We start from the raw sequence: 19,332 nt of genomic DNA, 5'->3' as shown, positions 1-19,332 counted from the left end.
TAAAATACACTGATCGTATGACTGGCAAGGGGAGGTCAGTGTATTCCGGGCGGAGCCCTTGCCAGTACTGAGAGGTAAGGCATGGAGAGTAGTCTCATCACCAGCGTTGGCGCACTGCTTCTCGGCGGTGGTGCAGCAGCGGTGTTCTGGAAACCATTACTGGCCGGCATTGCAACCATCGTAACCAGCAATCGTGCAGGCGGGGAGATTATCACCAGTTACAAAGAGCAGGTGATGTTACTGAAAGAGAGTCATGCGCTGATGCGGCAGGAGAATGATGAGTTGCGCATTCGCCACGATCGCAATTTGCGCCGCATCTCTTCGCTGGAGACCGATCTGCGCCTGATAAAAAATGCGCTGGGCATTTTGCTGGCAACGACTGAAACCGATCACAGCGATAAATTTCGCAGTCAGATCAATCAACTGATTACCACGCTTGAGGAGAACCGTGATGGTGCAGATAAACAGTGAATTCACGATCAGAAATCACCGGCGTCAGCTGCTGCTGGGGGGAATGATGCTGCTGTTATCGCTGATATGCATTGCCATGACCGCGATGTTTATCTACGTCAGCAACGAGGCCAACCAGCGCGTTGAAAATATCCGGGAAGAGTACCGGCAAATCTCTGACCGCCGCGAAGCGCGGGTGGCCGAACTGACAGAACAGCTCTCAGAGCTGCAGCTGAAACTCGACGGCATACTGGTGCGCGAAAAGGCCAGACCGGCTAAACGCAGCAGCTAGCGGCAGGGAGGCAGTGATGAGTATTACCCGTCAGATCGCAGTATGGCTACGGCAGCGGCGATCGTTAACCCGAAAGAAGGAGAGTACCATGAGCGAACAACAGAACATTAACCCGGCAGCAGCAGTGGATCCACACGATGTTTCTCCGCTGGAGAACTTTGCTAACGAGACGGCACCGGCCAGCCCGGCGGTAACGGAAGAGGTGGCGACGAGCGCAGAGGCTTCCGCGACAACAGAGGAGAGCGTACCGGCTGACGCGACGGCACAGCCTGTGGCAGACGATCCCCTGACAACGGCATCCGTCAGCGCTGATGCTGCGCCGGCAGAGGTGGCAGCACCTGCTCAGACAGAGAGTGCGTCACCAGCCGCCGCGGCGCTGGATGCCGGGGTGAAAGATTTTGTCCAGGCGTTTACGTTTGTTGAACATGGCGTGAGCCAGCTGGGGGAGGCAGCCAAAGCGGAACTGATGACGCTGGCGCGCAAATACCTCTGATGCGCAGCCATCTGTACTGACAGGGATGTCAGCCCCGGCCTGAAACCCACTTCCGACTATTCTTAATGCGGCTTCGCTATTATCGACTATCTTTAATCACTCAGACGTTATTTTAACGGGCAAAACAAGCAAAAAGGAAAATAGCATGAGCGATTCAGAAGCGATTAAAACCAAACCTGAGTACCTGCGCGATGTTACCTCACAGCTTAAAGAGATGCGTCACTACGCGCAGACCAACACTGAAACGCTCTCTGCACACTGGCTGGCGTTTGATGCCGGCGAGTACAAAGATAAAGAGTATGCAGGGCGATTTGAGCAGCTGATCAATGAGCAGAGCAAACTGCTGGAGAATATCGATCAGACTATTCAGGATTTAGAGATTGCGGTTAACCATATTGAGCAGGAGAGCTAACCGCACACGGCAGGGTGGCCTAGTCGGCCACCAGCCACATATCCGCCTCATCAAACATCTCTTCGACAATGCGCGCAACGGTCGCTTTATCGTTTTTGCTTAAATCGGTATCGATGCCGTTGCGCTCCATCGGTTTTACCCGCACTTCAGCCTCCGGAAATACGCGCTGTACCCGCTTTTCGAGCTCAGCCTGAATCATCTCGCGCGCGCCGGGCAGGCCAGCGACATTACGCTTGTCATAAATCAGCTCTACAAACATCAGAACCATCCATCAAATAAGGTCAGGGCATCATATTACTGTAAATAAAAACAGTAGCAAGGGGTGCGGGCGGTGCAGGCGGAAAAAAGTGTACGCATCGGCGAAGTGAGGAAAAGCGCTGGAAAAAGCCGGGGAAAAAATGAACCTCTGGAAGTGGAAAACCAGCACCACTTCCAGAGGTGGCGCAAACGCACCATTCGTTAAGGGACAATCCTTGACGGTTGTCATGCTGCGTAACTTATACAAAAACGGGTCTTTGTACAACTATATTTTTCGGCTTGTACAATTTTCTGGGCTGTAACTCAGCGTTACAGCTCATTCTTTATACAAAACTCTTCCCACGTCATACCCAGCGCCTCAGCGTGCGTCTTCAGATAGGCTTCAATCGCCTCTGCGGCAACCGCTTTATCCGGCTCGGCGAGCTGAATAGAGAACAGAATACCATCCAGTTTTTTCTGCCGGATAAAGGCCGCGTAGATTCGTTCGGCGTGCCAGTCGCGCAGTTCACGCAGTGACATATTCGCCGCGCGGGCGTCGCTTTCGCTCAGCTCATCCAGCGCGGCCTGAAAGGTGGGGTGGGCGGTGAAAAACAGGCTGCGTGCCAGGCTATAGTACTCTTCAGGGGTTTTCATGCTCGGTTCCGGGTCGTTAACTCGGCGCATAGTGTAACTGCAACCTGCCGCGTTGTCAGGCGCGCCGGGTTTTGCTGCAGATCGCTTGCCTTACGCCTGAGAAAAATTATACCGTAGCCGCCATTAACGCGAGGACAGGGAATCAAAATGAAAAAGTGGATCGTGCTGGCCGCCGTCGCACTCAGCGGATGTGCGCAGATTAACAGCTACAGTGATGCGGTAAAAACCCCGGCGCCGGCCGCGCTGCAGGGCAACTGGCAGACCGTCGGGCCGCAGAGCAAGCTGATCAGCGGCCAGGCGCTGGGGAGTCTGATTATCACTGCCGACGGCGATACGCTCGATTGCCGCCAGTGGCAGCGCGTCATTGCGAAACCGGGCAAGCTGACCCGTCTGAGCGACGACTGGGTCAACGTCAATCGCCAGTCGCGCGTGATGCCGCTGGTGCTGGAAAACGGTGAGCTGCAGTATGATGGTCTGCGTCTGCGCAAAGTGGAACAGCCTACCGTGGAGTGCCAGCAGGCGCTGGAGGAAGTGGCGCAGCGGCCCGATGAGGCGGTGATTCAGGATATTGAGCCAGAACTGATGAAACCGGTTGCGGCGCACACCGCGCAGTAATGCAGTAAGAGACCCTCTCCCGGTGGGAGAGGGCAGGCATTCAGCCCTGCGGCAGCCAGACGTCGCCCTGCTGGCCGTAAGCGCGCATCACCGACTTCTGTACTGATGACTGGCTGACCAGCCGCGTCAGCTCATCCATCCGCGCCTGCAGCAGGCGTTTAACTTCGCTCTCATTATCCAGAATATGACGCAGGACCGGACGCAGCTGCTCCTGCAGCTGGCCTGACGGCGGCGTGCTTTCCGTACTCTGCGCCAGACGCTCCACCGCACTGACGTAATCCATTTCGTGAGTAATTAAATCGTCCCACTCGCCGCGGCTGGCGTGGCGCAGCATACCGTGGCTGAGGGTGAGGATCTGCTGATAGGCCAGCATCAGGTGCGGTGCAGTATTCATAACATAGCGTCCTAAGAATTAAGATTAAGCGACTTCTTTCCAGGCATCAGCGATATTGCGCAGCAGCGTTTCAACCTCTTCCAGCGCTGGCACGTCGTTGCGGATGTTTGCCTCAACCAGACGGCGGACCATATAGGAATAGAGGCCGATAAGGTTCAGCGTCAGCTCATCGCCTGAGGCTTCGTCCAGGCCCTGTTTCAGGCCCGCTTCGATAATATTGATCGCTTTCGAGATGGCGTTGCCTTTGCCCGCAATGTTGCCCTCCTGCATAAACAGACGCGCGCGCACCACGGCGCTGATAGCGCCATCAAACAGCAGCGTCAGCAGCTGCGGCTGAGTGGCGCTCATTACGGCGCTCTCAACGCCAATTTTTGCATAGGCCTGCGTGCCATTTGCCCCGTACATGGTCACTCCTTATTTTTTCGAGCTGCTGGTCATGCTGTCAAACTGCTGCGTCAGGTAGTCGCTGGTGCTGTTGAGCTTGCTGACGGCGAGATCCAGCTGGGTAAACTGGGTTTTATAACGCGCAATCTGATCGTTGATGCGCGTGTTCATATCGTTGTACTTCTGCGTCAGCTCATTCAGCGTTTTGCTGACGCCATCTTTGGCGGTCTGGATCGGACCTTTGGTGGCGAGCCAGCTGGTAAGGTTTTCAGCGAGGCGCGTGGTGATGCCGGTTTTTTTGCCATCACCAATAATCATCTCTTTAATGCCGTCCGGATCTTTCGCCAGCTCAGTTTTCAGCTTGCTGTCATCCAGCGTGAGCTTGCCGGAGGTGGGATCGGAGGTAATACCAATCTGCGCCAGCGTTTTATAGGCGGAGCTGCTGGCGGAGTTGGTCAGCAGCCCCTTGATCTGCGTCTGAATGCTGCGCAGGGTGCTGTCACCGACCAGCGCGCCGTTGCTGCTGTCCTGCGCGTCAGCCCCTTTTTCCACCGCGGTGTATTTGGTCAGCGAACTGAACTGATCGAGCAGCGTGTTATAGGCGTTAACAAAATTGGTTACCGCAGTGGTGGCTTTTGATGTGTCCTGCGCCACGGTGAGCGTCTGGCTGCCGCTGGTGGTCGCGGTCAGATTCAGGGTGATCCCTTCCAGCGCGTCGCTGATGCTGTTGCTGCTATTGACGATCGGAATATTGTTCACGGTGAGCTGCGCGTTTTGCGCCGCGACGCTGACGCTGAGCTTGTTGTTCGCTGCGATATCATTTTCATCAAAGCCGACCACTGCCTGCAGCGTGTCGTCGCCGTTGACGCTGACCGCCGAGACGGCGTTTGCCTCACCGGTTTTGGTCGCGGTCAGCGACAGGCGGTACTCGCCGTCGTTGCTCTTAATAATGCTGGCAGAGACGCCAGCGTTCGCTTTATTGATCGCATCGCGCATGCCGGTGAGCGAGGTCTGGTCGCTGGTGAGCGCAATATCTTTGCTGCTGCCGTCAGCAAGCTTAATGGTCAGGGTGCGGCTGGCGGCGCTGTCGCCGAGCGCGCTGCTGTTGCTGCTCTGCGCCGCGGAGGTCAGCGTCTGCGCCTGTGCCAGCTGCGTCACGTTGATACTGTATTTACCTGCCACCACGCTGCCGGAGGTCGTGGCGCTGAACGCCGTGCTGCTGCTGGTTGCGGTGGTGGCGCTGAAGACATCGGCACTGTTAAGCGCGCTATTGGCGGTCTGGAACGCGGTCAGCGCGCCTGAGAGCGTGCCGTAGGCGCTGAGTTTCGCGGTATAGGCGCTCTGCTGGGTGGTAATCGGCTTTAAGCTCGCTTTTTCTGCGGTAGTTAAGCTATCGAGAATATCGCCAAGCTGCAGGCCTGAGCCGACGCCGAGGGAAGAGATGCTGGCCATGTAGTGTCCTTTTCCTGTCGCTGCAAAGAGTGAATAGCGCAATTATCGGCGTCAACGCGGCAAAGTTTAGAATTAATGACCGGTGAGTGATAAACGGAATAGAGGGGCGTAAAGGAGGTAATTCGGGCGCTAAAAAAAGGTAAGCGGGGCTAAAGAAGTGCAAACGGGTGGCGATAACCAGAAGCATGGCAGGTGAAGCGAAAAAATTCACCCGGTCCTAAAAAAAATCTAAAGGTTGTTCAGGGGCAGACGATAACAACTTTGACGGCGATGAAGCCGACGGGTTGAAGCCCACACCTTAACCGAAAGACTTGATTAAACAGGAAACTTTATCATGGCCCAGGTCATTAACACTAACAGCCTCTCGCTGATCACTCAGAACAACATCAACAAAAACCAGTCTGCTCTCTCTACCTCTATGGAGCGTCTGTCATCTGGTCTGCGTATCAACAGCGCGAAAGATGACGCAGCAGGCCAGGCTATCGCTAACCGTTTCACGTCTAACATCAAAGGCCTGACTCAGGCAGCCCGTAACGCCAATGACGGTATCTCAGCTGCGCAGACCACTGAGGGCGCGCTGTCTGAAATCAACAACAACCTGCAGCGTGTACGTGAACTGACCGTACAGGCACAGAACGGCACCAACTCAAACTCAGACCTCTCTTCAATCCAGGACGAAATCAAATCCCGTCTGGGCGAAATTGACCGCGTATCGGGTCAGACCCAGTTCAACGGCGTAAACGTGCTGGCGAAAGATGGCAGCATGAAGATTCAGGTTGGCGCGAACGATGGCGAAACTATCTCTATCGACCTGAAAAAAATCGACTCATCTACTCTGGGCCTGAGCGGTTTCTCTGTATCAAACAACAAGCTGGAAACAAGCGCACCAATCACTCAGATCCCAAGCGGCGCTGGTGCACCAATCGCAGTGAAGATGGATGCTTCAGTAGCAACCGACCTGGGCGTTACTGATGCCAGCGCACTTACCCTGCGCAACGTCACTAAAGATGGCGCAGCGACTTCAACTTACGTGGTACAGAATGGTGATAAGAGCTATGCGGCTTCTGTTGCTCAGGACGGTACCGTTAAGCTGAACAAAGCAGACGTCACTTATAACGACAAAGCGAACGGCGTTGCCGACGCTACTCAGACTGGTAGCCTGGTACAGGTTGGCGCTGATAAAGATGGTAACGCGGTTGGTTTCGTTACCGTACAGGGCAAAAACTTTGCCGCAACCGGTTCACTGGTAAATGCCAACGGCGCGGATAACACTGTAGCCGCTACTAAAGTCACTATTGATGGTGGTACTGGTAACCAGGCTAAAATCGAGCTGAGCCAGAACGGCGCTACTGCGGCAACGGCTGAATTCGCTGGTGCAGCAAGCAACGATCCACTGGCGCTGCTGGACAAAGCTATCTCATCTGTAGATAAATTCCGTTCAAGCCTGGGTGCGGTGCAGAACCGTCTGAACTCTGCTATCACCAACCTGAACAACACCACTACTAACCTGACCTCAGCGCAGTCTCGTATCCAGGATGCGGACTACGCCACTGAAGTGTCAAACATGTCTAAAGCGCAGATCGTTCAGCAGGCGGGTAACTCCGTGCTGGGCAAAGCGAACCAGGTTCCACAGCAGGTTCTCTCTCTGCTGCAGGGCTAATCGCTCTCCGCGTAAGCATCAAAACCCCGCTCCGGCGGGGTTTTTTTTGCCTGTAAAACCGGTATCACCTGCTACAGCCTGCCGCCGCGCGGCCGATAATCTGTTACAGAACCATTCCGCTATAGATCATATTTTACACTCAGGGAGGGGCGATGCGCTTCAACTACGATCTGTTACCGGGTGAGCTGCTCTCGTTTGAGGAGATCGCGCTGCGTTATGCGCAGCAGCATCCCGGCGAAAAAACGCTTACCGCACGCGGTCTGCTGAGCCCCCCGGTGAGCTATCGGCAGCTGACGATCCGCGCGCTGTTTGCGCAGCAGGCGCTGAACAGTCCGCTCGACGAACTGCTGTTTATCAGCGATGACAATGAGCGCAAAAACTACCTGCGCCGCTTTGAGCACTACCTGAAAACGCAGCAGGCGTTTCTCTATTTTCGCCGCAGCGATGACGTGAGCCAGGCGGGACGCTGGAAAGTGATGGGCGAGAGCCGGGTCTATGCGATGCTCGATCCGCACTCGGCGGCGGCGCAGAACCTGCTCACCAGCCGGGGCTACCGGCTGGTGCTGATGCGTCAGCAGGAGGAGGAGGCGTACTGGCAGCTGTTTGACGCGCAGGCGCACCCCTGTTTTCCGCTGTCGCGCGCGGTGCAGTTTATCGTGGTGCTGAGCACGCCGCAGCAGCCGGCGCCCGCCGCCGTGATGCCCGGCACCGAAGTCGGGCGGCGGGTGAAAACCCGCGTGCTGCAGCACGCCAGCCAGGCGGCGTTTCTGGCGGCGGTAAAAGCGCGCTACGGCGCCTGCGTCATCACCGGCACGCCGCTTACAGAACCACACGGCTGGCCGTGGGTGGAGGCGTGCCATATCAATACCGACGAGAGCGAGGCGGGGCTGCTGGCGGATAATAGCGTCGATAACGGCCTGTTTTTACGCAGCGATCTGCAGCGCCTGTTCCGCAATAAACTGATTAGCATTGATGGTGAAACCGGGCAGGTGATGCTCAGCGCGGCGCTGGAGAGTGAAGCGGAAGACGGCTTCGCTTATCAGCCGCTGGCGGGCAAAATCTGCGCGCTGTGGCCCGCGGTGCCGCCTGCCACAAGGCAGCGGTTGCAGCAGCGCAACAGATAGCGTCCGCAACGGCGGTGCACGCCACCGCCATCCATCACTAATTTGAAATAACCTCGCTTTTGCCCGCCTATTCTGCCAATCGAAACCGCTACAGAATTGGATAATCATGCCGATAACTTAATTAACGCAGGGTAGTCAACGTGAACGATCTCTATACCGCCGGCGGCGTGATGGATAAACATTCGCTCTGGCAGCGCTACGTTCCCCTCGTGCGGCATGAAGCGCTGCGTCTGCAGGTGCGCCTGCCGGCCAGCGTGGAGCTAGACGATCTGCTGCAGGCTGGGGGCATCGGACTGCTGAATGCCGTGGAGCGCTACGACGCGCTGCAGGGCACCGCCTTTACCACCTACGCCGTGCAGCGTATTCGCGGCGCCATGCTGGACGAACTGCGCAGCCGCGACTGGGCACCGCGCAGCGTGCGGCGCAACGCGCGCGAGGTGGCCGGTGCCATGCACCAGGTGGAGCAGGCGCTCGGCCGCTCAGCCTCGGAGCAGGAGGTGGCGCAGCAGCTGAACGTGTCGCTGGAGGAGTACCGGCAGATCCTGCTGGATACCAACAATAGCCAGCTCTTCTCCTATGACGAGTATCGGGAAGAGCACGGTGACAGCGCAGAGCTGGTGACAGAGGGCCATGAAGAGGCGAATCCGCTGCATCAGCTGATGGAAGGGAATCTGCGTGAACGCGTGATTGACGCAATCGAGGCGCTGCCCGAACGCGAAAAGCTCGTGCTCACACTGTACTACCAGGAAGAACTGAACCTGAAAGAGATTGGCGCGGTGCTGGAGGTGGGGGAATCCCGCGTCAGTCAGCTGCACAGTCAGGCGATTAAACGCCTGCGTGCCCGGTTAGCGGGAGCGCGCTGACAGACTCAGTCCTGGGGAAACAAAAATAAAAAAACCGGGGACTCAGCGATGGGAGCCAAAATTAAAGTCAGGCCATTAAGTCGTTATCTTAAAGACTATAAACATAGCCAAAGCAACTGTTCACACTGTGGCAAAGTATTAGATCGTATGGCGCTGGTATTTCGTGGCCAGATTATCAATAAAGAGGCGATAGCCCGCATGGACCAGATGATTGACGATCAGGTCTGGATGAAGCTGCAGCCCGAACTGACAGCGCTATGCCGTTTCTGCAGCGATATTTTTTGTAATACCCATCCGAACTACTTCGACATCATGGCGTTTAAACAGTATCTGTTTGAACAGACCGAGATGAACCACAGTACGATTCGGGAGTATGTGGTGCGCCTGCGTCGACTTGATGACATGCTGAAAGCGAGAAATTTCCCGGCAGAAAATCTATCCGGCAACAGCTGGCATGAGTGCCTGCAGCACGATCTGCCCGATGCCGGTAATAACAACTACCGTATTGCGCTGCGCAAATACGATCAGTTCCTCGGCTGGCAGCGCGGCTGATCAATGATTCATGTCCGCTGCGGCGATCGGTGCCGCAGCGGGCTGCTGCTATCCCGCAATTCCGGATGCGCCTCAGCGCATCTTCTGCAACACTACAGGGATATCTTCACACTGCCCTGGAGGCCTGCATTGTCCCTACATCTTCTGCATCAGTTCCCGCGTCTTGAGCTGCTTGGCGCACCTACGCCGCTGGAGCATCTGCCGCGTCTGTCCGATTACCTTGGCCGCGATATTTTTATCAAACGCGATGACGTTACGCCGGTCGCGCTGGGCGGCAACAAGCTGCGCAAGCTGGAGTTTCTGGCCGCGGACGCGCTCCGCCAGGGGGCGGATGTGCTGCTGACCGCCGGCGCGATCCAGTCCAATCACGTACGCCAGACGGCCGCAGTGGCGGCGCGACTCGGCCTGAAGTGCGTGGCGCTGCTGGAAAACCCGATTGGCACCACGGCAGAAAATTATCTCTCCAACGGCAACCGCCTGCTGCTGGATCTGATGGACGTGGAGACGGAGATGGTGGCGGCACTGGATAATCCGCCCCAGCAGCTCAGCGACTACGCAGAACGTCTCGAAGCGCAGGGGTATCGCCCCTATATCGTGCCGGTCGGCGGCTCAAATGCGCTGGGCGCGCTGGGATACGTAGAGTGTGCTCAGGAGATCGCCCATCAGAGCGAGGGCGTGGTGGATTTCGCGGCAGTGGTTGTGGCATCCGGCAGCGCCGGTACCCATGCCGGTCTGGCGATAGGGCTGGAGCAGCTGCTGCCGGAAAGCGAGCTGGTTGGCGTGACAGTGTCACGCAGCGTAGCCGCGCAGCTGCCGGTGGTGGAGCGGCTGCGCAGCGCGTTGGCAGAGGAGCTGGAGCTGAAGCCGCAGGCGGCGATCACGCTCTGGGATGAGTACTACGCGCCGCGCTATGGCGAACCCAGCGAAGAGGGTATGGAGGCAGTGCGCCTGCTGGCACGGCTGGAAGGTATCATGCTGGATCCGGTCTATACCGGTAAAGCGATGGCCGGTCTGATTGACGGTATCAGCCAGAAGCGCTTCCGGCGCGAAGGGCCGCTGCTGTTTGTGCATACCGGCGGCGCACCGGCGTTATTTGCTTATCATCCTTCGGTATGAGACAGGCTGACGAAACGCTTTATAATCGCTGCCACAGAGAGGCGTAACGTCACCACGGAGATGCAATTTCTGTGGCGTTCATAATAAGACTACGCTATCTGTTACAGGGTGCGTCACGCGACGCACCTGCACTGACACACACAACAGATAATAACGGGGTAAACATGGCTTTCTCTCTGATTCGTCGCCCGCTGGCGATGGGAATGATGGCGGTGGCGCTGCTCGCAGGCATCAACGCAAAAACCTTTGCCGCTGAAGATTTGCTGGCACAGATTAAAAATAAAGGCGAGCTGCGCGTGGGCCTTGAAGGCACCTATCCGCCGTTCAGTTTTCAGGATGAGCGCGGCAAACTGACCGGCTTTGAGGTGGAGTTTGCGCAGGAGCTGGCGCAGCATCTCGGCGTAAAAGCAGCGCTGAAGCCGACCAAGTGGGACGGCATGCTGGCGTCGCTCGATTCAAAACGTATCGACGTGGTGATAAACCAGGTCACTATCTCCGATGAGCGTAAAAAGAAGTATGACTTCTCCACGCCGTACACCATCTCGGGCGTGCAGGCGCTGACGCTGAAGAAAAACGCCGGCACCATTACCAAACCTGAGGACCTGGCGGGGAAAAAAGTGGGCGTCGGCCTCGGCTCCAACTATGAGCAGTGGTTGCGTGATAACGTCAAAGGCGTCGATATCCGCACCTATGATGACGACCCGACAAAATATCAGGATCTGCGCTCCGGCCGCCTGAACGCCATTCTGGTCGATCGCCTGGCCGCGCTCGATCTGGTGAAGAAAACCGGTGACACCATGGCCGTCGCAGGTCCGGCGTTCTCGCGCCTGGAAGCAGGCGTGGCGGTGCGTAAGGGTAACGACGATCTGCTGAAAGCGATCGATCAGGCGATTGCAGAGATGCAGAAAGATGGCTCGCTGAAAAAACTCTCTGATAAATGGTTTGGCACGGACGTGACGAAATAATGCTGGAGAGCGTACATCTGGTGCTGGATTCAGCACCTTTTTTACTTAAAGGGGCACTGTTTACGCTGCAGCTCAGCATCGGCGGGATGTTCTTTGGTCTGCTGCTGGGCTTTATCCTTGCCCTGATGCGCCTGTCGCGCTTCTGGCCGGTGAACTGGCTGGCGCGCATCTATGTCTCGGTGTTCCGCGGCACGCCGCTGATCGCCCAGCTGTTTATGATCTACTACGGCCTGCCGCAGTTTGGCATCGAACTCGATCCCATTCCCTCTGCGATGATTGGTCTGTCGCTGAACACGGCGGCCTATGCGTCAGAGTCGCTGCGCGGTGCTATCGCCTCTATCGAGCGCGGGCAGTGGGAAGCGGCAGCCAGCATTGGCATGACCCCGTGGCAGACGCTGCGCCGGGTGATCCTGCCGCAGGCGGCGCGGACTGCGCTGCCGCCGCTCGGTAACAGCTTTATCAGCCTGGTCAAGGATACCTCGCTGGCGGCCACTATTCAGGTGCCGGAGCTGTTTCGTCAGGCGCAGTTAATCACCTCACGCACGCTGGAGGTGTTTACTATGTATCTGGCCGCCTCGCTGATCTACTGGATCATGGCGACCGTGCTCTCCGCGCTGCAGAACCGTCTTGAAGCGCACGTTAATCGTCAGGATCGGGAGGAGAAATGAGTGCAATTGAAGTCCGCCAGCTGGTGAAAAAATTTCACGGGCAGACGGTGCTGCACGGCATCGATCTCGACGTGGCTGCCGGAGAGGTGGTGGCGATTATCGGCCCCAGCGGCTCGGGAAAAACCACGCTGCTGCGCAGTATCAATCTGCTGGAAGTACCGGATCAGGGCAGCGTGACGGTAGGCGGCATCACCATTGACGCCAGCCTGAGTCTTAACAAGCAGAAAGAGAAGGTGCGTCAGCTGCGCCAGCAGGTCGGGTTTGTGTTTCAGAACTTCAATCTGTTCCCGCATCGTTCGGTGCTGGAAAACATTATTGAAGGACCGGTGATCGTTAAAGGTGAGCCGAAAGCAGAAGCGCAGGCGCAGGCACGTCAGCTGCTGGAGAAGGTCGGGCTGACGGGTAAAGAGGCGAGCTTCCCACGCCGGCTTTCCGGCGGACAGCAGCAGCGGGTGGCCATTGCCCGCGCGCTGGCGATGCGCCCGGAGGTGATTCTGTTTGATGAACCGACCTCTGCGCTCGATCCGGAGCTGGTCGGCGAGGTGCTGAACACCATTCGCGCCCTGGCGCAGGAGAAACGGACCATGGTGATCGTCACGCATGAGATGAGTTTTGCGCGTGACGTGGCCGACCGCGCTATCTTCATGGATCAGGGGCGCATTGTGGAGCAAGGGGAAGCCAGAACCCTGTTCAGCAATCCGCAGCAGGCTCGTACCCGACAATTCCTGGATAAATTTCTTAATCAGTAATATTCAGGGCCGGTTCGCTGGCCCTTATTTATTACGCTGTTATCATATCCTTCCGCGTTTCTCTTATCCTTTTGGTGCATCGTCATATAATTGTCTTATTGCTAAATTATTAACTGGCTTCTCTGTTTACAGATTGCTCTTAATTAAACAGCAGCTTTTCTTACTGATTATTTTTCCTGAATCACAGTTTACAACTCCCGACGCTGCTTCAGGCAGATGTAAATGCATTTTGATTAACGTAAAGTCTTGTTGCATCAGGGCCAGGAAAGACAATTTAGGACTTTCGCCAGATACACTCCCCGCAGTGCTGTTGAATAATCGTTTAATAACCATAACTCACGAACTGATTATTAATGCGTTTACCTCTTACAGACCTACACAGCTTTAGGAGTCAACCTGATGAAAGATAACGGGAAAAATGATATAGGCTGGATAAATACACTGAAAGGTGCCTGTATTTTGCTGGTGGTTCTCTATCACACCGTATTACCGGGATTTGAAACAACAATAAAATATTTGAGTGCCGGATGGTTTCCGGCGGAAATATGGGTGCAGTTTAATACGGTACTGTCGCCATTACGTATGCCGGCATTCTTTTTTGTTTCCGGCCTGCTGGCGACTAATGGTATTTTAAATCGTTCATGGAAACAGGTATTTACCAGCCGCATTACCAATCTGTTTTATCTCTATATTTTGTGGGGCTTTATTCAGTGGTGGTCAATTGTCGGGATTTCTACAGAAATCACCGGGCAACGCATTTCGCAAAATCTTAATGCCGCCTATGCCGGTTCACTGCTGGAGTTTCTTAAGCTGACGTTTATGGCGATGAGTACCTCCTGGTATCTGTATGGCCTGGCGATCTACTTCCTGTGTGCAAAAATTTTCCATCAGCAGAAAATCGCGCTGCTGGTTGTGGCGGTGGTACTGAATTATCTGGCAGTGGAAAAAATCATTCCTTACTGGGGGCCGCAGAGCGTCGCGCAATATTTCCTGTTCTTCCTGCTGGGCGCATTCTGGAGTCCGGTGATGCTGCGCCTGAGCGAACTGCGCCGCGAAAATCTGCTGCCGTGGGCGGCACTCGCCGCGCTGACGGGACTTCACGTGATTATGGGCCTCGATAAGAGCCTGTTTATGTGCGTCATCGCCGTGCTGGTAAGCGTGGCGGCCTGCCGCTGGCTTAATCAGCATTTCAGTATGCGTTTTTTCAACTGGGTAGGGCGCAATACGCTGCAAATCTACGTTATTCACCGCATCTTTATTGAGTTTTTCGGGATGTCGGCGATTCTGTTTGCCCAGCGTCATCACCTGTTTGAGCAGGCGTGGTTCTCCGTGCTGTGGGCCTGTTTCTATCCGCTGGCAATCGTCGGGATCTGCTCGCTCTGTTCAGTAGCGGTCTGGTCACTGACCAACCGCGGCCTGGGTCAGTCGCTGTTCCTGTTCCCGACGCTGATCGGCATGAAGCGTCGCAAAGCAGCGTAGGTAAATACAGGCGCAACAATTCCAACCGCAGGGGACGCATTTATGCGTCCCCTGCTTATTTATGCGCCGACGGTGGTGTTTGGGCGCCATTAATGACGCCCCTGCGGATACAATAATTCCCGTCGTAGGGGACGCATTGATGCGTCCCTGGTGATGTTCGGGCGCCATTAATGGCGCCCCTACGGGATAACAATGCCAACCGTAGGGGACGCATTAATGCGTCCCTGGTGATGTTCGGGCGCCATTAATGGCGCCCCTGTGGATACAATAATTCCCATCGTAGGGGACGCATTCATGCGTCCCTGGCCACATTCGTGCGCCGATGCTGGTTTCCGGGCGCCATTAATGGCGCCCCTGTGGGTACAATAATTCCCACCGTAGGGGACGCATTAATGCGTCCCTGGCTACATTCATGCGTCCCGGGCAAACCCGCAATAAAAAAGGGCCCGCAGGGGGCCCTTTACTGTGATGAAACGGGGATTAACCGATGGTCATCAGGCTGGCGTTGCCGCCCGCTGCTGCGGTGTTGACGCTCAGCGAGCGTTCAATCAGCAACCGCTCCAGCAGCAGATTGGTTTCTCCGCGGGCAAAGCCCTGGACGGAAACAATCGCGCCCTCGCGTGCCGCGATATCGGCACACAGCGTACGCAGCTGATCGGCATCACCGTGGTAGATCACCGCATCAAACTCACCGGACAGGGCATCTTTGGCCAGCCGGATGCGCTGCTGTACTGCCGGCGGCAGCGCTTTCAGCAGGGCGCGATGCAGCTCATCATCCTGCCACAGCGCCTGACTGCCGACGCTGGTTACCGCGGCCAGCTGGATCAGTGCATCCTGCTCATTATCGGCCAGGCAGAGCACGCGTTCGCGCGGCAGCAGGCTGAAGGTGTTACGTTCGCCCGTCGGGCCCGGCAGCAGACGCACCGTGCCCGCCTGCGAAAGCTCATCGTAACGCTGGCACAGCGCCTGCAATGCTGGCTTATCCTGCGCCCAGTTCTGCAGTGCCTGGTGTGCGCCCATCAGCGTTGTACGCACGCTGCTGTCGACCGGCTGCTCCGCATCCTGACGATCGAAGGTCAGGCGCAGCGCGCCATCCGGACGATGTGCCAGCAGGCGATAAAGATAGAGCGGGCCGCCCGCTTTCGGGCCGGTACCGGAGAGGCCTTCGCCGCCAAACGGCTGCACGCCTACTACGGCACCGACCATATTACGGTTCACATAGAGGTTGCCGACGTGCGCGTTTGCAGTAACCTGAGCGATGGTTTCATCAATACGCGTATGTACGCCAAGCGTCAGGCCATAGCCGGTGGCGTTGATCTGCTCAATCAGCTGCGGCAGGCTGCTGCGTGAGAAGCGCACCACGTGCAGCACCGGTCCGAAGATCTCTTTATCGAGATCGCTGACCTGATCCAGCTCAATCAGCGTGGGTTTGATAAAGGTGCCGCTCTCCCACTCTTTACGGTCCTGCGCATTCTCCTGCACCGCCTGATAAACGGTAAAGCCTTTGTTGCGCATCGCCTGAATGTGACGCTCGATGCCCGCTTTCGCTTCCTGGTCGATAACCGGACCGATATCAGTTGAAAGACGCTCCGGGTTGCCCATGCGGCACTCCGCCATCGCGCCGCGCAGCATCTTAATGGTGTGATCGGCGGCATCTTCCTGAATACAGAGCAGACGCAGCGCCGAGCAGCGCTGGCCGGCGCTGTCAAACGCGGAGGCAACGATATCCACCACCACCTGTTCGGTGAGGGCAGAGGAGTCGACGATCATGGCGTTCATGCCGCCGGTTTCTGCGATCAGCGGCGTTGGACGCCCCTGCGGATCGAGACGACCGGCAAGATTACGCTGCAGCAGCGTTGCCACGGCGGTTGAGCCGGTGAACATAACGCCGCGCACGCGCTCATCGCCGGTGAGCTGTGCGCCCACGGTTTCACCCTGGCCGGGCAGCAGCTGCAGCACGCCGGCGGGAACGCCTGCATCCAGCAGGATCTGCACCGCCTGCGCGGCGATAAGTGGCGTCTGCTCGGCCGGTTTTGCCAGCACGCTGTTGCCGGCGGCAAGCGCGGCGGCAATCTGGCCGGTAAAGATCGCCAGCGGGAAGTTCCACGGGCTGATACAGACTACCGGACCCAGCGGACGATGCGTTTCATTGTCAAAATCATCGCGTACCATGCCCGCATAGTAGTAGAGGAAATCGACCGCTTCGCGCACTTCGGCGATGGCGTTATTGTATGTTTTGCCCGCTTCACGCACCAGCAGACCAATCAGCTGCTGCATCTGCGCTTCCATCGCCTGACCGGCACGATCGAGGATCGCCGCGCGTTCGGCTGGCGGAGTCGCGAACCAGATTGGCCCGGCGCTGACCGCCGCATCCAGCGCAGCAGAGACTTCGGTTTCGGTGGCTTCACGCACGCTGCCGACCACGTCAGCCGGCGCCGCCGGGTTCAGTACCGGCTGGCTGACACCTGTTTCCAGGGTGCCCTCGATCATCGGCTGAGCCACCCACGGCTGGCTGGCGCTGTTCAGCAGGGCGCTGGAGAGTGAGGCGAGGCGATGTTCATTGGCGAGGTCGAGACCCGCTGAGTTCGGACGCTTGTCGCCATAGAGATCGCGCGGCAGCGGGATTTTCGGATGTGGCAGACCCACGGCGCCTTCGGCTGCGCCCATTTTTTCCACCGCTACCACCGGGTCGGCAACCAGCTCATCTATCGGCAGGCTCTTATCGGCGATCCGGTTAACAAAGGAGGTGTTGGCGCCGTTTTCCAGCAGACGACGTACCAGGTAAGCCAGCAGCGTTTCGTGCGTGCCTACCGGCGCGTAAATACGGCAGGGGCGGCTGAGTTTGCCATCGGCCACTTTGCCCACCACCTGTTCATAGAGCGGCTCGCCCATGCCGTGCAGGCACTGGAACTCATACTGACCCGGATAGTAATTATTACCCGCCAGGTTGTAGATAGCGGCCAGCGTGTGGGCGTTATGGGTGGCAAACTGCGGGTAGATCTGGCTCGGTACCGCCAGCAGTTTGCGGGCGCAGGCGAGATAGGAGATATCGGTGTATACCTTGCGGGTATAGACCGGATAGCCTTCAAGGCCTTCCATCTGCGCACGCTTGATTTCGCTATCCCAGTAGGCGCCTTTCACCAGACGGATCATCAGGCGGCGACGGCTGCGCTGTGCCAGATCGACCAGCGAGTCGATCAGCATCGGGCAGCGTTTCTGGTAAGCCTGAATCACAAAGCCAATCCCGTTCCAGCCTTCCAGCTCAGGCTCAAAGCAGAGTTTTTCCAGCAGATCCAGCGACAGCTCAAGGCGATCGGCTTCTTCGGCATCGATATTGATGCCGATATCATATGAACGCGCCAGCAGCGTCAGCGATTTCAGGATCGGATAAAGCTCTTCCATAACGCGATCGTACTGGGCGCGGCTGTAGCGCGGATGCAGCGCAGAGAGCTTGATCGAGATCCCCGGGCCTTCATAGATGCCACGGCCGTTAGAGGCTTTACCAATCGCATGGATCGCCTGCTGATAAGAGAGCAGATAGGCTTTAGCATCAGCGGCGGTCAGAGCCGCTTCACCGAGCATATCGTAGGAGTAGCGGAAGCCTTTCTCTTCCAGCTTACGGGCGTTGGCCAGCGCCTCAGCGATGGTCTCGCCGGTAACGAACTGCTCGCCCATCAGGCGCATGGCCATATCCACGCCTTTGCGCACCAGCGGCTCGCCGCTTTTGCCGATAATACGGTTCAGCGAGCGGGACATGCTCGCTTCGTTATGGGTTGAGACCAGGCGTCCGGTAAACAGCAGGCCCCAGGTCGCGGCGTTAACAAACATCGATGAGCTGCGGCCCAGGTGCGACTGCCAGTTACCGTTGCTGATTTTGTCGCGGATCAGCGCGTCACGGGTCGGTTTATCCGGAATACGCAGCAGCGCTTCTGCCAGGCACATCAGCGCCACGCCCTCCTGCGAGGAGAGGGAGAACTCCTGCAGCAGGCTTTGCACCATTCCGGCGCGTCCGGTTGCACCTTTTTGGTGCCGCAGCTTGTCAGCGAGGCTATAAGCCAGCTGATGAGTTTTCTCTGCCAGCGGAGCGGGCAGGCGCGCCTGCTCCAGCAGCATCGGCACCGCTTCTGTCTCAGGCCGGCGCCATGCGGCGGTAATCGCGGAGCGGGTAACCGACTGCGGCAGAATATGTTCAGCAAAGTCGAGGAACGGCTGCAGACTCTCTTCGGGCAGGTTCTCTTCCGCCGTGGTTTCACTGGTCTGCAGGGGAATTTCCGGCAGGGTTTCGCCCGCTTCAAGCTGGGTTAAGTAATTGAAAATAGCCTGCTTAATCAGCCAGTGAGATGTGCGGTCAACCTTCTGTGCTGCCAGCTTAATGCGCTCGCGGGTGGCTTCATCCAGCTTCACCCCCATGGTAGTTGTTCCCATGAATTCCTCGTCTTGAAAAATAAATCAACATCAGCGTGGGCTGCACTATCACTCATGTTGCAACTTTGTGCAACCGTGTTAAATGTGACCCAGATTGCATGCCTGAAAGCCGTTTGTTTGTTAACTGTAAAGAAACGGCACGTTTCTTGCTGCAAGAATCTCGCCAGAGTTGCAACCAGGTTCACTAAACCGCAAAAAATGGCGTTTCTGGTGCAACCAAAAGTTTGAACGGGCGCAACTTTTGAGCAAAGAAATGAGAAAGAGAGGTGAAACTCAGGTAACAGCTGTGTTAAATCCATTGTGCGCATCGCACCTTTGCGGCAGGATACCGCGCCTTAAGAGAAATTT

At 56.8% G+C, this 19,332-nt stretch carries 20 protein-coding genes; 14 read left to right on the top strand and 6 right to left on the bottom strand.

Annotated elements, in window-relative coordinates:
- Positions 1-81 precede the first annotated feature (81 nt).
- The 4 genes from AC2CF9_RS03810 to AC2CF9_RS03795 all read left to right on the top strand — a co-directional run bounded on the left by AC2CF9_RS03810 (position 82) and on the right by AC2CF9_RS03795 (position 1,647).
- Positions 82-471: a hypothetical protein gene (locus tag AC2CF9_RS03810; protein WP_039385067.1), complete on the top strand. Its 390-nt coding sequence runs from the start codon at positions 82-84 to the stop codon at positions 469-471.
- Positions 452-742, top strand: a complete 291-nt coding sequence (locus AC2CF9_RS03805; protein ID WP_150016361.1) for a hypothetical protein — start codon at positions 452-454, stop codon at positions 740-742. The genes AC2CF9_RS03810 and AC2CF9_RS03805 overlap by 20 nt, the downstream gene beginning before the upstream one ends.
- An 88-nt stretch (positions 743-830) precedes the next feature.
- Entirely contained in the window at positions 831-1,235 is a 405-nt protein-coding gene (locus tag AC2CF9_RS03800) for a hypothetical protein (protein ID WP_484556285.1), read from the top strand.
- Positions 1,236-1,380: 145 nt separating this feature from the next.
- Entirely contained in the window at positions 1,381-1,647 is a 267-nt protein-coding gene (locus AC2CF9_RS03795) for a hypothetical protein (RefSeq protein ID WP_039385065.1), read from the top strand.
- Positions 1,648-1,666: 19 nt separating this feature from the next.
- Here the strand turns inward: AC2CF9_RS03795 and AC2CF9_RS03790 are convergent, their stop codons facing one another.
- On the bottom strand, positions 1,667-1,906 hold the full coding sequence (locus AC2CF9_RS03790) for a DinI-like family protein (RefSeq protein ID WP_039385064.1): 240 nt from the start codon (positions 1,904-1,906) through the stop codon (positions 1,667-1,669).
- Between the two features lie 308 nt (positions 1,907-2,214).
- Entirely contained in the window at positions 2,215-2,538 is a 324-nt protein-coding gene (locus AC2CF9_RS03785) for a DUF6388 family protein (protein WP_039385062.1), read from the bottom strand.
- 147 nt (positions 2,539-2,685) lie between these two features.
- On the opposite strand from AC2CF9_RS03785, the gene yedD reads away from it, so the two are divergent.
- Positions 2,686-3,153, top strand: coding sequence for a lipoprotein YedD (yedD, locus tag AC2CF9_RS03780; RefSeq protein ID WP_484556284.1), 468 nt, complete (start codon positions 2,686-2,688; stop codon positions 3,151-3,153).
- 40 nt (positions 3,154-3,193) lie between these two features.
- Here the strand turns inward: yedD and fliT are convergent, their stop codons facing one another.
- From fliT to fliD, 3 genes are read right to left on the bottom strand one after another with little or no spacing between them, the layout of a single operon-like run.
- Positions 3,194-3,547 (bottom strand): flagella biosynthesis regulatory protein FliT, encoded by a 354-nt coding sequence (gene fliT / locus AC2CF9_RS03775; protein ID WP_484556283.1) that lies wholly within the window; start codon positions 3,545-3,547, stop codon positions 3,194-3,196.
- A 24-nt stretch (positions 3,548-3,571) separates the two neighbouring features.
- Positions 3,572-3,952 (bottom strand): flagellar export chaperone FliS, encoded by a 381-nt coding sequence (fliS, locus tag AC2CF9_RS03770; protein WP_484556282.1) that lies wholly within the window; start codon positions 3,950-3,952, stop codon positions 3,572-3,574.
- A gap of 9 nt (positions 3,953-3,961) precedes the next feature.
- Entirely contained in the window at positions 3,962-5,383 is a 1,422-nt protein-coding gene (fliD, locus tag AC2CF9_RS03765; RefSeq protein WP_484556281.1) for a flagellar filament capping protein FliD, read from the bottom strand.
- 334 nt (positions 5,384-5,717) lie between these two features.
- On the opposite strand from fliD, the gene AC2CF9_RS03760 reads away from it, so the two are divergent.
- The 9 genes from AC2CF9_RS03760 to AC2CF9_RS03720 all read left to right on the top strand — a co-directional run bounded on the left by AC2CF9_RS03760 (position 5,718) and on the right by AC2CF9_RS03720 (position 14,559).
- Complete coding sequence (locus AC2CF9_RS03760; RefSeq protein ID WP_484556280.1) at positions 5,718-7,043, top strand: FliC/FljB family flagellin; 1,326 nt, start codon at positions 5,718-5,720, stop codon at positions 7,041-7,043.
- Positions 7,044-7,195: 152 nt separating this feature from the next.
- On the top strand, positions 7,196-8,167 hold the full coding sequence (locus AC2CF9_RS03755) for an HNH endonuclease signature motif containing protein (protein ID WP_484556279.1): 972 nt from the start codon (positions 7,196-7,198) through the stop codon (positions 8,165-8,167).
- A gap of 140 nt (positions 8,168-8,307) precedes the next feature.
- A complete protein-coding gene (locus AC2CF9_RS03750; protein WP_039385048.1) occupies positions 8,308-9,030 on the top strand; it encodes an RNA polymerase sigma factor FliA in 723 nt (240 codons plus the stop codon).
- 48 nt (positions 9,031-9,078) lie between these two features.
- Positions 9,079-9,582: a flagella biosynthesis regulatory protein FliZ gene (fliZ, locus tag AC2CF9_RS03745; protein WP_065649049.1), complete on the top strand. Its 504-nt coding sequence runs from the start codon at positions 9,079-9,081 to the stop codon at positions 9,580-9,582.
- Positions 9,583-9,711: 129 nt separating this feature from the next.
- Positions 9,712-10,698 (top strand): D-cysteine desulfhydrase, encoded by a 987-nt coding sequence (locus AC2CF9_RS03740; protein ID WP_484556278.1) that lies wholly within the window; start codon positions 9,712-9,714, stop codon positions 10,696-10,698.
- 164 nt (positions 10,699-10,862) lie between these two features.
- Positions 10,863-11,663 (top strand): cystine ABC transporter substrate-binding protein, encoded by an 801-nt coding sequence (gene tcyJ / locus AC2CF9_RS03735; protein WP_288656688.1) that lies wholly within the window; start codon positions 10,863-10,865, stop codon positions 11,661-11,663.
- Positions 11,663-12,331: a cystine ABC transporter permease gene (gene tcyL / locus AC2CF9_RS03730; protein ID WP_150016351.1), complete on the top strand. Its 669-nt coding sequence runs from the start codon at positions 11,663-11,665 to the stop codon at positions 12,329-12,331. The genes tcyJ and tcyL overlap by 1 nt, the downstream gene beginning before the upstream one ends.
- Positions 12,328-13,080, top strand: coding sequence for an L-cystine ABC transporter ATP-binding protein TcyN (gene tcyN / locus AC2CF9_RS03725; protein WP_484556277.1), 753 nt, complete (start codon positions 12,328-12,330; stop codon positions 13,078-13,080). Before tcyL ends, tcyN begins: the two co-directional genes overlap by 4 nt.
- A 399-nt stretch (positions 13,081-13,479) precedes the next feature.
- Entirely contained in the window at positions 13,480-14,559 is a 1,080-nt protein-coding gene (locus AC2CF9_RS03720) for an acyltransferase family protein (RefSeq protein WP_071667939.1), read from the top strand.
- Between the two features lie 480 nt (positions 14,560-15,039).
- Here AC2CF9_RS03720 and putA read toward each other — a convergent pair whose 3' ends face one another.
- The gene (putA, locus tag AC2CF9_RS03715) at positions 15,040-18,984 is read right to left on the bottom strand and encodes a trifunctional transcriptional regulator/proline dehydrogenase/L-glutamate gamma-semialdehyde dehydrogenase (protein WP_484556276.1); all 3,945 of its coding nucleotides are present in this window, start codon (positions 18,982-18,984) and stop codon (positions 15,040-15,042) included.
- Between the last annotated feature and the right edge of the window lie 348 nt (positions 18,985-19,332).

Source organism: Pantoea sp. SYBGC1 (genome assembly GCF_057197005.1).
The sequence above is the reverse complement of the archived record's forward strand: the minus strand, read 5'-3'. Positions and strand labels throughout refer to the sequence as shown.

What these genes read in the sequence shown, in the direction of transcription:
- fliS (WP_484556282.1), bottom strand. Translation starts at nt 3,952, where the DNA reads ATGTACGGGGCAAATGGCACGCAGGCCTATGCAAAAATTGGCGTTGAG.
- AC2CF9_RS03785 (WP_039385062.1), bottom strand. Translation starts at nt 2,538, where the DNA reads ATGAAAACCCCTGAAGAGTACTATAGCCTGGCACGCAGCCTGTTTTTC.
- AC2CF9_RS03805 (WP_150016361.1), top strand. Translation starts at nt 452, where the DNA reads ATGGTGCAGATAAACAGTGAATTCACGATCAGAAATCACCGGCGTCAG.
- yedD (WP_484556284.1), top strand. Translation starts at nt 2,686, where the DNA reads ATGAAAAAGTGGATCGTGCTGGCCGCCGTCGCACTCAGCGGATGTGCG.
- AC2CF9_RS03755 (WP_484556279.1), top strand. Translation starts at nt 7,196, where the DNA reads ATGCGCTTCAACTACGATCTGTTACCGGGTGAGCTGCTCTCGTTTGAG.
- tcyN (WP_484556277.1), top strand. Translation starts at nt 12,328, where the DNA reads ATGAGTGCAATTGAAGTCCGCCAGCTGGTGAAAAAATTTCACGGGCAG.
- tcyJ (WP_288656688.1), top strand. Translation starts at nt 10,863, where the DNA reads ATGGCTTTCTCTCTGATTCGTCGCCCGCTGGCGATGGGAATGATGGCG.
- fliT (WP_484556283.1), bottom strand. Translation starts at nt 3,547, where the DNA reads ATGAATACTGCACCGCACCTGATGCTGGCCTATCAGCAGATCCTCACC.
- AC2CF9_RS03800 (WP_484556285.1), top strand. Translation starts at nt 831, where the DNA reads ATGAGCGAACAACAGAACATTAACCCGGCAGCAGCAGTGGATCCACAC.
- fliD (WP_484556281.1), bottom strand. Translation starts at nt 5,383, where the DNA reads ATGGCCAGCATCTCTTCCCTCGGCGTCGGCTCAGGCCTGCAGCTTGGC.
- AC2CF9_RS03795 (WP_039385065.1), top strand. Translation starts at nt 1,381, where the DNA reads ATGAGCGATTCAGAAGCGATTAAAACCAAACCTGAGTACCTGCGCGAT.
- AC2CF9_RS03720 (WP_071667939.1), top strand. Translation starts at nt 13,480, where the DNA reads ATGAAAGATAACGGGAAAAATGATATAGGCTGGATAAATACACTGAAA.
- AC2CF9_RS03760 (WP_484556280.1), top strand. Translation starts at nt 5,718, where the DNA reads ATGGCCCAGGTCATTAACACTAACAGCCTCTCGCTGATCACTCAGAAC.
- AC2CF9_RS03790 (WP_039385064.1), bottom strand. Translation starts at nt 1,906, where the DNA reads ATGTTTGTAGAGCTGATTTATGACAAGCGTAATGTCGCTGGCCTGCCC.
- tcyL (WP_150016351.1), top strand. Translation starts at nt 11,663, where the DNA reads ATGCTGGAGAGCGTACATCTGGTGCTGGATTCAGCACCTTTTTTACTT.
- putA (WP_484556276.1), bottom strand. Translation starts at nt 18,984, where the DNA reads ATGGGAACAACTACCATGGGGGTGAAGCTGGATGAAGCCACCCGCGAG.
- AC2CF9_RS03810 (WP_039385067.1), top strand. Translation starts at nt 82, where the DNA reads ATGGAGAGTAGTCTCATCACCAGCGTTGGCGCACTGCTTCTCGGCGGT.
- fliZ (WP_065649049.1), top strand. Translation starts at nt 9,079, where the DNA reads ATGGGAGCCAAAATTAAAGTCAGGCCATTAAGTCGTTATCTTAAAGAC.